This is a genomic window from Pseudomonas sp. LTJR-52, assembly GCF_003691465.1.
GTDB lineage: Bacteria > Pseudomonadota > Gammaproteobacteria > Pseudomonadales > Pseudomonadaceae > Chryseomonas > Chryseomonas luteola.
The window spans coordinates 807964-821418 of the sequence record NZ_CP033105.1 but is presented as its reverse complement, the minus strand read 5'-3'; the positions used below and the strand labels follow the sequence as shown (position 1 = coordinate 821418).

At 51.7% G+C, this 13455-nt stretch carries 11 protein-coding genes; 5 read left to right on the top strand and 6 right to left on the bottom strand.

Annotated features, from left to right (window positions below; translation table 11 throughout):
- Positions 1 to 34: 34 nt before the first annotated feature.
- From EAW52_RS03760 to EAW52_RS03740, 5 genes are all read left to right on the top strand, one after another.
- Entirely contained in the window at positions 35 to 2110 is a 2076-nt protein-coding gene (locus tag EAW52_RS03760; RefSeq protein WP_122041466.1) for a type VI secretion system tip protein VgrG, read from the top strand.
- A complete protein-coding gene (locus tag EAW52_RS03755; protein WP_122041465.1) occupies positions 2107 to 2937 on the top strand; it encodes a DUF4123 domain-containing protein in 831 nt (276 codons plus the stop codon). Before EAW52_RS03760 ends, EAW52_RS03755 begins: the two co-directional genes overlap by 4 nt.
- Complete coding sequence (locus EAW52_RS03750; RefSeq protein ID WP_019364492.1) at positions 2934 to 3761, top strand: hypothetical protein; 828 nt, start codon at positions 2934 to 2936, stop codon at positions 3759 to 3761. The genes EAW52_RS03755 and EAW52_RS03750 overlap by 4 nt, the downstream gene beginning before the upstream one ends.
- A 5-nt stretch (positions 3762 to 3766) precedes the next feature.
- The gene (locus EAW52_RS03745; protein WP_122041464.1) at positions 3767 to 5905 is read left to right on the top strand and encodes a lipase family protein; all 2139 of its coding nucleotides are present in this window, start codon (positions 3767 to 3769) and stop codon (positions 5903 to 5905) included.
- A 502-nt stretch (positions 5906 to 6407) separates the two neighbouring features.
- On the top strand, positions 6408 to 7184 hold the full coding sequence (locus EAW52_RS03740) for a PoNe immunity protein domain-containing protein (RefSeq protein ID WP_122041463.1): 777 nt from the start codon (positions 6408 to 6410) through the stop codon (positions 7182 to 7184).
- Between the two features lie 335 nt (positions 7185 to 7519).
- Here the strand turns inward: EAW52_RS03740 and aldA are convergent, their stop codons facing one another.
- The 6 genes from aldA to rhaM are packed head-to-tail and all read right to left on the bottom strand — an operon-like array spanning position 7520 to position 13409.
- Positions 7520 to 8947: an aldehyde dehydrogenase gene (aldA, locus tag EAW52_RS03735; RefSeq protein ID WP_122041462.1), complete on the bottom strand. Its 1428-nt coding sequence runs from the start codon at positions 8945 to 8947 to the stop codon at positions 7520 to 7522.
- 17 nt (positions 8948 to 8964) lie between these two features.
- Entirely contained in the window at positions 8965 to 9765 is an 801-nt protein-coding gene (locus tag EAW52_RS03730) for an HpcH/HpaI aldolase/citrate lyase family protein (RefSeq protein ID WP_122041461.1), read from the bottom strand.
- Positions 9766 to 9796: 31 nt separating this feature from the next.
- Positions 9797 to 11164 (bottom strand): MFS transporter, encoded by a 1368-nt coding sequence (locus tag EAW52_RS03725; RefSeq protein WP_122041460.1) that lies wholly within the window; start codon positions 11162 to 11164, stop codon positions 9797 to 9799.
- A gap of 47 nt (positions 11165 to 11211) precedes the next feature.
- Positions 11212 to 11982 (bottom strand): SDR family NAD(P)-dependent oxidoreductase, encoded by a 771-nt coding sequence (locus tag EAW52_RS03720; protein WP_122041459.1) that lies wholly within the window; start codon positions 11980 to 11982, stop codon positions 11212 to 11214.
- 42 nt (positions 11983 to 12024) lie between these two features.
- Positions 12025 to 13083, bottom strand: coding sequence for an L-rhamnose/proton symporter RhaT (rhaT, locus tag EAW52_RS03715; protein WP_122041458.1), 1059 nt, complete (start codon positions 13081 to 13083; stop codon positions 12025 to 12027).
- Positions 13083 to 13409 carry an L-rhamnose mutarotase gene (gene rhaM, locus EAW52_RS03710; RefSeq protein ID WP_177411890.1) on the bottom strand — a complete coding sequence of 109 codons (327 nt, stop codon included), beginning with the start codon at positions 13407 to 13409 and terminating at the stop codon, positions 13083 to 13085. The genes rhaT and rhaM overlap by 1 nt, the downstream gene beginning before the upstream one ends.
- Between the last annotated feature and the right edge of the window lie 46 nt (positions 13410 to 13455).

Here is a 13455-nt window from a genome sequence, read left to right as displayed (position 1 = left end):
CGCCCTGTTCTTCAAGGAAAGAAGGCTCAGCAGGATGCTGGACGCAAATGAAAGCCATATCACCCTTTCGCTCGAAGGCCTGTCGACAGACCTGCAGGTCCTGAGCTTTGAAGGCCACGAAGCCCTCAATCAGACGTATCGTTTCGATATCGAGCTTGTCAGCGAACAGCCTGATCTCGATCTGGAAAGCCTGCTGCACAAGCCGGCCTACCTTGCTTTTGGCCCTAGCGGCTTCGGTGTTCACGGGCTGGTCTACCGCGCCGCTCAAGGCAACTCAGGCAAGCGCCTGATGCGCTACCGTGTCAGCCTTGTGCCTCAACTGGCCTACCTGGCGCACCGCGTTAATCAGCGCATTTTCCAGCAGCTTACCGCCCCCAAGATCATCGAAGCGATCCTCAAGGAGCATGGCTTGTTTGAAGGAGCCTACCGCTTCCAGCTTGGCAAGACGGTCTATCCACCGAGGGACTACTGTGTTCAATACGATGAGAGCGACCTACATTTCATCCAGCGTCTCTGTGAAGAAGAAGGCCTGAGCTACCACTTTCAGCACAGCAGCAGCGGTCATGTGCTCGTTTTTGGAGATGATCAAACGGTCTTCCCCAAGCTCTCATCTGTGCCTTATCAGCAAGACTCTGGCTTAGCGGCTCAGCATGAAGTCGTTCGCCGTTTCGGTGTGCGCCTGGCGACGCGAACCAGCCGGGTTACACGCCGCGATTACAACTTCGAGAAGCCACGCCTGTTGATGGAGGCAGCCTACCAGGGTCCGTCCTCCCCTGATCTGGAGGACTATGACTATCCGGGCCGCTTTACCGATCGTACCCGGGGCAAACACCTTGCCCAACGCGCATTGGAGCGCCATCAGGCTGATTCACAACTCGCAGAGGGACAAAGCGACGCGGGCTTGGTCAGCGGATACTTTCTCCCGTTGAGCAACCACCCACGCACGTCCTGGAATGCCCTCTGGCTTATCCAGGAAGTCTTCCATGAAGGTCGCCAACCTCAGGTATTGGAAGAGTCCGTCATCAGTGATGTCTCCAAAGAGGATGGTTTCACCCAGGGCTACCGCAACCGCTTTACCGCTACCCCATGGGATATCCCCTACCGCCCGGCTCTTGAGCATCCCAAGCCCGCTGTTTTGGGAAGTCAGACGGCCGTCGTGACAGGTCCCCAAGGCGAAGAAATCCATTGCGATGAATACGGTCGCGTAAAGGTCCAGTTTCATTGGGACCGCGAAGGCCAAGCCAACGAGCAGACCAGCTGCTGGCTTCGTGTAGCCAGTAATTGGGCCGGTGACCGCTACGGTGGCATCGCCATTCCCCGTATTGGGATGGAAGTGCTGGTGACGTTTCTTGAGGCTAACCCTGATCAGCCCTTGATCACCGGCTGCCTGTATCACAAGGAAAACGTCATCCCATACGACCTGCCCGCTAACAAGACACGCACCGTCTTCAAAACACTCAGCACACCGGGCGGTGGTGGGTATAACGAACTGCGCATCGAAGACAAGAAAGGTCAGGAACAGATTTATATCTACGCCCAGCGAGACTGGGACGAGAACATTGAGCACGACCAGAAAATTCGCGTCGGCCATGAGCGCCACGACCGTATCGAGGCGAATAGCTACACGGAGTTCAAGGCTGAAGAGCACCACACAACAGACCTGGACCGTAAAACCGAGATCAAGGCTAATGACCACCTCACGGTGGGCCAGACCCAGCACATCAAACTGGGCAATGGGCAATACATCGAGACCGGTAATGAAATCCACCTGTATGCCGGAAGCAAAGTCGTCATCGAAGCAGGCCTTGAACTGACCGCCAAGGCAGGCGGCGCCTTTATAAAGCTGGATCCTAGTGGCGTTACGTTGATGGGGGCAGCGGTAAACATCAACTCAGGCGGAAGCCCTGGTGTTGGCTCCGGCATTCAGATCCTGGGGCCGCTTGTTCCATGGGCAGCGGATAGTAATAAGGCGGGGAAACCACCCAAGCTAGCACTAGCCAATGTACAACTGCAAATGGCTATAAGGGCCCGGCAGTTAGGTGCAAGCCGTTGCCCAATATGCGAGGCATGTCGTGAAGGTGTATGTGATATAGGACATTCAGCAAGATGAGCCCCGTCTATTCGTGGATCCAAACCCAAACAAATAAGCAGCGATCGCTTTATTTAATTATTGACTCATTAGCCGAACCTAACCCTATACCGGAGCTATTCGGCTCAGGGGCCATCAAGGAATACGCCAATCTTTACCAGGGTACGCCTTATGAAGAGCTTTCTGCCATCGCGCCTTGGCTAATCAGAATTGAAGACATGGGCAACGTAGCTATTCAACGTCTAATTCAACATCCAGAAAGGGACTGGGGTTGGTTAGCCTGTACAGAATTTCATGAATTTTCTGCTATAAAAAAACACTTACAGGCCAGGATAGAAATACATGAAGATGAGCAAATATCCCTTTACCGTTTTCAAGACCCCCGCGTAATAGCTAGAAGCCTCGCCTATTTGAAACGTGAACAAGCTCCTTATCTTCTAGGACCCTTTGAAAGTGTTTTATATTGGCACTTGGAAAAATGGAAAGAATATAACAATCCAAACCCTAGCCTCTCTCAGTTACCAGAAGCGCCTTTCCCTTGGCTCTACTCCGAACCAGACGAGATAAAGCAAGAAATTAATATCCTAAACCTGGAACAGTGGCTATGGGAAAACCAACCAGCCGAAACAACTGAGCTGGCCAAGAAACTACATATACGCACATGGCTGAAAGACTGTTTAACTAAAGTTGAAATCTACCAATGGAAAGATGCATATCAGCTATTTTTCCTGCTTATGCACAACAGATTAAACCAACTCAATCACCCAGCCTGGGAGCCCCTACCAGACGAGCTTCCCTTAGCACACTTTAATCGCTGCCAGAGTTTCTTCAGGCCTCAAGAAAAATGAAAAATTTTATTCTACTTTTAATTCTATCAGCCCTTACATCTTGCTCTTGGGTTGGCACTTTCATAAAGGAAGGCGCTATTAGTAGTGTCAGTTATTCTAGTAGCAAGCACTTTGATCTAACAGGCAAAATCCCTGAAAACTACTCTTTTCAAACTACTGCCTACTACCAACAGAGCGAACCAGCCACCTGCACTTTTTATAGTGTGGGAATGGGTGGCTATGTTCCTCGCACTCACATTGAGCAACATCGAGCAGAATACAAAGACAAGCCACAGGACTTTAGCTATCGGATACCACTGTCGTATCACGAGGCCGGATGCGAAATGAAGTTGGTGAATGTAGATCTAACCGTGTTCGCTAAATACAGTCCCAAAGATGGGGATTTTGGTCGCGATGGTGGACGAATAGGTGTTTATACAAATTTGCCGGAAACAGCTAAGCATTTTCCTGCCAGCGGAAGGCTGAGTTTAAAGGGAAAGTGCATGTGGCTATTTCGGCTAATGGGTAAAAACGACGTATTCACTAAAGGCCTTGTATGTCATGGCGCTGACGAAAACTGGCAAGTACCTGACGACTATGACAAACGTGACGGCGTAGGCACTTCGGTAAGACGCGATGAGCTTGACGGAAAAACCATTAATGTTGAAATCCAAAACTCTAAAGAAGAGCGTCCATTTTTCAGAGGATCTTGGTTAAAAACAGAATCTGGTTGGAAGCCCTGTATTGAAACAAAGAAATATATAAGATGCCAAACCCCTCCCACTTTTAGGGAATTCATTATGGACGGCCGCGTGTGTACGGTCTATCCGAACTGCACGGAATAAAACTCATGGATGAGACATTCAATAAAGCTTTTAATAGCCAAAGACAAAGCTGCCCCCGAAAAAATAATTGGGTTAGCTTCCGTTTGGTTGATGAATTTGGACAAAGCGACCCTTACGCAAACCTATCCTATTCTCTAATAGATAGCCAGGGCCAGGAATACACTGGGACTCTTGATGAGAAAGGATATGCTAAGATTAGTAATATTTACTGTGGACCTTCTATCCTCAGATTCCCTGAAAAATACAAAGGAGACATTGATAGCTGGTACGACAAAATAACAACCCGTGAAAATTTCTCTCTTCCTATTACACAACTACAAGCTGCAGCAGAGCAAACCCAAAGGCGAAACAGCAATCAATTAAGTACAAACCCTAAGTTGGCAGTCAAGGAGAATGCTGACTTTTATCGAGTAGAAGTACGTGACTTAGTGGAGATTACTAGTCATCTCCCCCCTGCATCTAATATATTAGCACCACGCCCTTCAATCAGACTTGCATCTAATTCAAATCAGCATGACGGTAAATCTTTTGGCATTGGTCTTGCACCTAATAAACATCACCTATTAGAAATCAAAGCTTTAACAGCTCGCCGACCATTACTCTCTCTAACATCAGAATTCTCAGCGCTTGATGCCTATCAACTCTCACTGCTTACTACTCTAGCTTATTCAGATTTTGGAGAGAAATATGCTGAAGGCCAAGATATGCCTCCAACTTATCCTTTCCCTGGCAGCATTGGCTATATCTTAAACAGCAGACTAGCACACATCGAAACTGGCGCATTAAATGAAGAGCCTGCGCGCTTTAAAGACGTTACTCCTTACCATCTTATTTTAGAAGAAGTTCCCTACTCCAAAAGGTTAGAAATCATTCCCTTCGACCCACTCTATTACACAAAAGAAAATGAACAAAAAAAACCTTGGCAGTTGCACAGTCTAAACGACACAAACACTAATACCCAAGCGTATATTAGCCATGATGATCGAATGATTTTAATTGGTATCAGGGGTACGCAAGAGTGGCCAGACTTCGCGCGCGATATAGATGCTAAACAAGTCCCTTATGAAGAAGGCATAGGGCAGGCGCATCGCGGATTTTATAAGGCCTTCCTTGCGGTTAAAGAATTTGTAAAGCCTTACCTATTCAACTTTTATTCTGGTCAAAAGATTGTCGTAAACGGCCATAGTTTAGGGGGGGCCATTGCACTTTTATTAGCTGAATGGCTACGTCGAGAGGAACGTAATTATGATGTATTATTGTACACCTACGGCGCACCTCGCGCTGGCGATAGAAAATTTGTCGAAGGTGCATCCGAACTAATCCATCATCGGCTTGTTAACCATAACGATCCTATTCCAAGTCTACCTGCAACATGGATGGACACAGACCAGCGAATATTTATCCCTGGAATAGCGGCACTTATTACAGGGGCGACAGGGATAGGCGGCGCGGCATTTTTGGCGGGTGTTGTCAATCTAAAAGGTGACAGCTATCAGCACCACGGGACACTCCATCACTTTCTACCGCTCCCTATTGGCAAAGGGGAAACTACCTCAGTGCTTTGGCAACCGGAATGTTCAGGAATTGAAGAAGCCGGGTGTACTTATTATGCAGCCAACATTAAAAATGATATGCCTGACAGAGCGTTATTCGTTGCACAGCTAGCTTCCATGTCGCAACACTTTACAGTGGCTGGATATGTTCCGGCTTGTCATGCAACGCTGTTACGCTGGAAAGCTAGCGCTGCGCAGGGAGGTCAAAGCTTGACCAAACGCGAGCAAGAATGGTTAGAAAAGGAAATCTATAGTTATCAAAAAAACTTAGAGTTATGGGAAAAGCAAGCCTGGCAAAAATATGACGCCCTACACCGACACCAAGAAGTTTCCTTAAGTCTACGCAGGCAGCAATTCGAACAAGCTATTAGCTTCGCCGCTGCCGAAAGGAGACGCTTACCCCGTACCTTAGGCCGTATCAGGGAGCTAGCTCAAAAGCCTATTTCGCTTGAAAATGTATACGGATCTCAAATAAACAATCCTATGCTTTTAAGCCTAATAAGCCGATGGCAACAACACGATGAAAACCTACCGTCCAAAACACCTCAACTAGCCTCTATACCTAGAACATATAAACCCAGTTACGTCTAGTTGACCTACAAAAGGCTTAAGCTAACCGCTTCATAAGTGCGGTTAGCGGCCAATTTCTTAGAAGACATATCTCTAACATCAAAAACATCAAAAACATCAAAAACATCAAAAACATCAAAAACATCAAAACACCAACTTAATGTAAAACTTAAAGGTCAAAAATCAGGCAATTTAAATATTTCTAACCGACAAACGATAAAATAATTTGCATCTAAATACTTACATGAAATTAACTATAGGCGAAATTACAACCAACCATCTACATCAAAATTTACTTCTCCCATAGCTTAAATAAAAATTTGATAGATTCATAATCCTTATGCTCCTCTCGATCATTCGAGCAGCCTACCAATACGCCATGTGAGGCCTGCTACTAAAAATACGCTCCTAAAAGTCACATGAATGCCGCATCTAATTATAGATGAAATGGAGTCAGGACTTTACTAAATAGCATTAGCAAAAAGATATGGAAACCCAACTAATCTTTGCGGAGCCGTAGCAAATGCAAGCTCGACAAATTTTCTTGATCTCACCATATTACGAAAACATGAGAAATTATTTATTAGAAGATATCGAACTCTTAAAAATCACCAAACCGCAAGCGGATACGCCTGAAGAAGCCGAGTCAGTTGCAACTATGCTAATAGCTCGAAATGAGTTTATGGCCTGGATTCTTGATTATACAGCTGGACAGCAAATACAGCAGATCGAAGACTCTTTCGAAAAAGTAATTTCTGCCTACGAGAACTATCAACTAGCTCTCGGGCGTTATGAAAATGAACCCAGGATGTCGCCTCTAGGTCTTGACCAACTTGAAGATTATGAAGATTGCCTCCAACTGATCGGAATAGCTGTATTACTTAATCGCAAGGATCTCCTAGAGCGTATTACTAAAATTGTTGATCCAGGATATGCAGCTGAAGATACGCTTTATGAAGAGCTTGTAGGAAGTGTACTACCCAATCGTGCAGAAATTGATGAATGGTACCATGATAAGCCTTACACTACCTTGATACATGCAATGTATGCCGAAACTAAAGATGAGGCCTCAAAACTTCTAAATCAGTATTGTAAAGAATGGTATCCGTCATTCAAACGTACAACGTGGCATGATACCCATCTTAGTATGACCTCAACCGAAGGTGCTTACTTCGGTTACTGGGCTTTCGAAGCCGGCGCTGTAGCCTATCTTTATGGCATAGATGACAGCCAAATCAGTCACATGGTGTATCCCAAAGATTTGGTCGCTTATGCTCGCAACCAAAAAATAGGTCAATGAACCATAATTCAAGGCTTATGCAGGAGAAACCTTCTTCTGACCAGACTCTTGATCTTTAATACCAGGCAAACTCATTACAAGGTTTCTGCCTAATTATTAAAGGATCAAACAGAGGCAACGATCTAATAAATTATCCTAAGAAAAAGCGCTGTAGCTAAAGCAGGACCGTATGAAGGCACATCTGGCGGTAAATACAGCCTCCTATCTGAGATATCCAAGAAGTATGTAGACACACACGGTGTACCTTATGGCTCTTGGTAAATAACTTTTTAATACGCAAATAAAATTAAGTCGTTCAAATTAAAGATGCCCACCCATTTAGGTGGGCAATCTTGTTAGCACTCCATATAAACCACCTGCGTATGGGTGTATTCATACAACCCATGCTTTCCATCCGCGCCGCCAATCCCTGACTTGCGTACGCCTGCATGGAAGCCTTGCATGGCTTCGAAGTTTTCGCGGTTGATGTAGGTTTCGCCAAAGTCGATTTCGCGGCAGGCTTGCATGGCTTTGCTCAGGCTGCGGGTATAGACGGATGAGGTGAGGCCGTATTCGGAGTTGTTTGCCAGGGCGATTGCCTCGTCCAGGCTGTCAACGATCTGGATTGGCAGGACGGGACCAAAAATTTCCTCACGCATGATCGCCATATCCGCTCGGCAACCGGCCAGCACGGTAGGCTCGTAGTGGAAGCCTTGGGGAATATCTGCGACCTTGCCACCGGAGACGACCGTAGCGCCCTGACTGACTGCCGTACGCACACGTTCGGCAACTTTATCGAGCCCGGCCTGATTGATTAGCGGGCCCATTTCTACCGAGGGGTCGGCAAGCGGATCTCCGTAGCGCGTTTCACTCATGGCAGCACTGACACGTGAGATGAATTCATCGGCTACGCCACGCTCGACGTATACGCGCTCGGCACAGTTACAGACCTGTCCGGTATTGATGATGCGTGAGCCGCGGATGGCGCGGACGGCGAGATCTAAATCAGCGTCGGCCAGCACGATAGCCGGTGCCTTGCCGCCGAGTTCAAGGTTGAGCTTGGTGAGGTTGGGTGCAGCCGACGCCATGATGCGGGCACCCGTAGCCACACTGCCGGTAAAGCTGATCATGTCGACACCAGCATGGGCGCTGAGCGTTCCCCCGACCTCCCCTGCCCCACTGACGACATTGAACACGCCAGGAGGCAAGTCCGTTTCGGCGACCAGTTTGGCAAATTCGAAACAGTTGATCGGCGTCTCTTCGCTGGGTTTGATGACGATGGTGTTGCCCGTTACTAAAGCTGGAGCCATCTTGCGGGCAATGAGAAAGAACGGGAAATTCCAAGGCAGGATGCCGGCGACCACACCCAAGGGCTTACGGAACAGAAAAATGTTTTCGTTGGGCCGGTCGCTGGTGATGATTTCACCTTCAATGCGGCGTGCCCACTCGGCCATGTAGTCAATGTAATCAGCCGTGAAGTTGACTTCGACTTCAGCCAAGCCGCTGACCTTGCCCTGCTCCTCAGTGAGGATGCGCGCCAGCCGAGGCGCATGCTCGCGGATCTTGGCGGAGATTTTGCGCAAGTACCCAGCGCGCTCTATAGCGGGCTTTTTTGCCCAGGCTTTTTGAGCAGCGCGTGCGGCCTCAATGGCACGGTTTACATCATCGCCATTAGAGGCAGGCACGTCGGTCAAGCGTGCACCATTGGCGGGATTGAAAACCCCTAAGTGTTCGCTGCTAGCCTGAAAGGCACCGTTGATGAAATTCTGATACGGTTGGGTCATGGCCGAGTCCTCTTGTTTTAATAGGTTCGCGAAGGCGCGCTGACGGCCGGGCCTTCCTTGTAACGACGCAGATTATCCAGGGCTGCCTGACGCATCAGGCTGATATCGATGCCCACGGCAATGAACTGGCAGCCCCAGCTCTGGTAGCGGCGAGCGTCATCCTCTTGAGGGGCAAGAATGCCGCTGATTTTGCCCGCGCCGCGGGTGGCATCGATGGCGTGCCGGATCTTGGCCTGCACATCGGGATGACCCGGGTTGCCGGGATAGCCCAACCCCGAGGACAGGTCAGCTGGACCGACAAAGACCGCGTCGACCCCTTCTACCGCGGCAATCGCTTCGACGTTCTCGACCCCCTTGGCCGACTCTACCTGTACGATCAGGCAAAGCTCCTCATGGGCAGTAGCCAAGTAATCCGGTACGCCGTCCCAACGGGTTGCACGGGCCAGCCCACCGCCAACCCCACGAATACCATGGGGTGGATAACGCATGGCCCGGACCAACTCACGCGCCTGCTCGGCTGTTTCCACCATAGGCACCATCAGGGTCTGGACGCCGATATCGAGTAGCTGCTTGATCAGCACGCTGTCACCGGTTACGGCCCGTACCACGGGCTGAGTGGCATAGGGTGCGACGGCCTGGAGCTGCGCCAGGATCGTGGGCACGGTATTGGGTGCGTGCTCACCGTCAATGAGCATCCAGTCGTAGCCAAGGCTGGCAATGATTTCCGCCGCGTAGCCTGTAGCAAAGCCGGCCCAGATGCCGTAGGTGGTCTGGTCTTTCTTGAGCGCTGCCTTGAAGGCGTTATGTGGCATCTGCATAAGAAGTCCTGTTGTGTTGAACGTTAAGGGATCAGCGAGAAGCCAGATGGCCTCCTTTTTCAGGAAGCTTGACGACAAAGAAGTAACTTGCGGCGCCGAGCAGTGCGATCAGGGCTGCGATGACCAGGGCGAGTGTGAACGAGCCGGTCTGCTGCACGACCATACCGGTCACGACTGGAGCAAAGGCACCGCCAAAATAGCCGCCAAAGTTCTGGATGCTGGCGAGGGAGGCCACCATGCGTGACGGTACTGCCACGCTGACGAGGGACCATGTGCCGGCTACTGCTACATTCAGGCAGAACAGTGCCGCACTGAATAACGCCATGACCGGGACGACGCCCTGGGCATAGGCGCCAAGGACCGTGAAGAAGCCTGCGCCGATCAGGCCGCCGCAGATCGGCCATTTACGGCTGCGGCTGACGCTGGCGCCGCCACGGATCACGCGGTCAACCAGGAGCCCTCCGCTGATCACACCCGCCGCTCCGGCGAGGAACGGAATACTGGCGACCCAACCTGCGCTGGCAAGGGACAGATGATGGGTCCGCTCCAGATACGCAGGCAGCCAGGTCAGGTACAACGACAGCATGTAGATGATGCCGACGTAGCCAAACACGATGCCCCAGGTCACACGCAGCTTGAAGAGTCCACGCCATTCAGCAAAGGTCATACGGCCCGTGCTTTCACCCTTGGCCATGCCTTCGTCGAGATAGTGTTGTTCCTGCGCGGTAAGGCTGACCTCATCACGGTTGCGATAGACGGTGTACCAGACGATTGCCACGCCCACACCCATGACGCCCATGGCGATGAACATCGCCCGCCAGCCCAGGCCCAGAAGCAGCGCGGCGAGAATCGGCTGGGCAATTGCCGGCCCGAGGGAGGATGCCATGTTGAAGATGCCAGACGGCAGCCCTCGCTCCTTGATGTTGAACCACTCGCTGACAACCTTAGCGCCGGCCGGAAATTGAGGGGCCTCACCGATACCCAGGCCGATACGCGCCAGGATCATGTGGTTCAGGCTACTGAGTAATCCCAGCATGCCTTGCGCAATCGACCAGAGGCAGATTCCCAGGCCCAAGGTGAGACGGGCGCCGAAACGGTCAAGAATGCCGCCGATGGGCAACTGCGCGACGGCATACGCCCAAGAGAAGACAGAAAGTAAAAGCCCCATTTCGGTAGGGGTAAAGGACAGCTCTTGGCTGATCGTCTGATTGGCAATCGCTAATGTGCTGCGGTCAAGGTAATTGACGAAACCCGACAGCACTAGAAGCGCCAGTGCCACCCACTGGATGCGCTTGAGCCGGGCGCTTTTGACCGGGATGGCCGCTTCCCTTGCAGGAGGCGCATTCGCCGCTACACCCGTTGTTGCACCCGCTGTTGCCTGCATATTGTTGTTATTCATAAGGCATCTCCAAGGATCGAATTGGAGCAATGCTCCGCATGAGATTGCTACTGCAGATTCACGAACATGCCTCCATCTACCAGTAAGGAAGCGCCAGTGACGTACCTGGCCATGTCCGATGCGAGGAATACGACCGGGCCAGCCAGATCGCCCGGCTCCCCTAGGCGGCCAAGAGGTGTCCGTTTAATCATGTAGTCGCGCTTCTCCTGATCGGCCAGGTCGTCTTTATTGATATCGGTCTCGATAGTGCCCGGCAGTACGGCATTGCAGCGTATACCGTACGGGCCAAGGGCAATGGCACAAGACTGCATGAGTGACAGCAGCCCGGCCTTGGTGGGTGTGTAGTGCGTCTGCATCGCGCCGCCCACCAATGCGCTGATCGAGCTGACGGCAATGATCGAGCCTCCCCTTCCTTGCTCCTTCATTTGATTGGCCGCTGCCTGTACGGCGAAATAGGCACCATTAAGATTGGTGTCTACGGTCTTGTAATAGACCTCGCGTGGCATATCGAGAAAGGCATGAAAGGGACAGATGCCCGCGTTGTTGACGAATACATCCACACTGCCAAATGCCTCCACTGCCGCCTTGACGAGCTTGCTGCCGGTGTCCGGGTTGGCGGCATCGGCCCCTACGTCGACCGCACGGCTACCGGCCTGCTCGATTTCCTGAATCAACGAGGCCACCTGCGGTTTGCTGGAATCGCTACCGCTGTGCCCGATGACGACTTTACCGCCTTGGCGAGCGCACTCCAGTGCAATGGCACGGCCTATCCCACGGGAGGCGCCGGTAATGATGACGGTCTTGTCTGCGAGCAGCATGGTTATCTCCTTGGGTTCGATAAAGTCAGGGCCGAGTCGTCTCTACTTCAAATAGTTGCCATACCCCACCATAGCAATCGAAGCCAGAATGACCACGATACCTGCCAGCAGGATGCGCTTGTTACGTGCCGAGGTGCCGTGCCATTCACGGAAATACAGCCCCCACAGGTTCGACACGACAATGATGAAAGACATGTGCAGCACCCAGGAGCTGGCGTCGTTGTTGAGCCGACTCTCGCCCATGCCATAGAAGAAAAACTGCAGAAACCAAATCGTGCCGGCGCTGGCTGCCAAGAGGTAATTGCGCAGGAGCGGCGTCCGCGAGTCAGTGTAGTTGTAGAACGAGCGATTACGCCGATTGAGCAGCAAGCACCAGATGGCATTGGTGGTCAGCCCGCCCCACATGATCAGCATGAAGGTGATGTTGTTCTGGAACAGGCTGTTGGTGCCCTGCGCCACGGCCGCCTCGGCGAGAGGTCGACCGGCCGAGATTCCGTAGCTGAAACAGGCACTGAGCACGCCCGAAATGATGGCAACGGTCCACCCCTTGGCCAGGGAAAACTCCGCCACACTCGCCTGCTTGGTCGCCTCGGAGACCTCGCGCTCCTTGATGACACCCGCCCGCCCACAGATGGCAATGCCCACAAGCGAAATGGCAACGCCCGCCAGCACCCAATGCCCGCCAGCGCTGGCGACCAGTTCGGTAAAGGAGCCTCGGGTTTCGTCGGTAAACAGGTCCTTGTAGATCGCAGGCATCAGGGCGCCCAGCGCGGAGGTCAGGCCCATGATGATGGACATGCCCAGCGAAAGCCCCAAATAACGCATGGTTAGGCCAAACGTCAGACCACCAATCCCCCACAGCACACCGAAGGTATAGGTCCAGAGCAACGTGGACGTATCGGCCTCGGCGATGATGTGCGTGAAGTTGGGGACAGTCAGCACGGCCGCCACTAATGGTACGAACAGCCAGGAGAACAGGCCGCCAATGATCCAGTAGCTCTCCCAGGCCCAGCCCTGCACTTTCTTGTAAGGGATGTAAAAGCTGCCGGAAGCAAAGCCGCCGATAAAATGCAGGATGACACCCAGCAGGATGACCTCCATCACGCGTCTCCTGCCGTCAGTGTAAAGACTGGCAAGAGCGGCACGCTCACCGGTGACTCGTCCGGGTTCGTTGCCATAATGTCTGCCATGTAATGCCACCAGCGCTTCATCACTGGCAAGTTGGGCAAGTCATCTAAAGCATGCTCACTGCGGTGCGTCAGTACGGCGTAGAGTGCATGCGTCTCAGGGTCAAGAAAGATGCGGTAGTCCTCGACCCCGGCGGCCAGCAGCGCGTCGACCAGCTCAGGCCAGATCTCATCGTGCCGGCGCTGGTACTCCTCAGCCTGCCCGGGATGCAAGGTCATACGGAACGCTTTTGTTGGCATTATGGCGGTTCCTTGTCTGGCGGCGCGGTTCCTCCGCGCCGCGCTC

Coding starts and splice junctions, on each gene's coding strand:
- EAW52_RS03725 (WP_122041460.1), bottom strand. CDS start 11,164: ATGAATAACAACAATATGCAGGCAACAGCGGGTGCAACAACGGGTGTA.
- EAW52_RS03750 (WP_019364492.1), top strand. CDS start 2,934: ATGAAAAATTTTATTCTACTTTTAATTCTATCAGCCCTTACATCTTGC.
- EAW52_RS03720 (WP_122041459.1), bottom strand. CDS start 11,982: ATGCTGCTCGCAGACAAGACCGTCATCATTACCGGCGCCTCCCGTGGG.
- rhaM (WP_177411890.1), bottom strand. CDS start 13,409: ATGCCAACAAAAGCGTTCCGTATGACCTTGCATCCCGGGCAGGCTGAG.
- aldA (WP_122041462.1), bottom strand. CDS start 8,947: ATGACCCAACCGTATCAGAATTTCATCAACGGTGCCTTTCAGGCTAGC.
- EAW52_RS03730 (WP_122041461.1), bottom strand. CDS start 9,765: ATGCAGATGCCACATAACGCCTTCAAGGCAGCGCTCAAGAAAGACCAG.
- rhaT (WP_122041458.1), bottom strand. CDS start 13,083: ATGGAGGTCATCCTGCTGGGTGTCATCCTGCATTTTATCGGCGGCTTT.
- EAW52_RS03755 (WP_122041465.1), top strand. CDS start 2,107: ATGAGCCCCGTCTATTCGTGGATCCAAACCCAAACAAATAAGCAGCGA.
- EAW52_RS03740 (WP_122041463.1), top strand. CDS start 6,408: ATGCAAGCTCGACAAATTTTCTTGATCTCACCATATTACGAAAACATG.
- EAW52_RS03760 (WP_122041466.1), top strand. CDS start 35: ATGCTGGACGCAAATGAAAGCCATATCACCCTTTCGCTCGAAGGCCTG.
- EAW52_RS03745 (WP_122041464.1), top strand. CDS start 3,767: ATGGATGAGACATTCAATAAAGCTTTTAATAGCCAAAGACAAAGCTGC.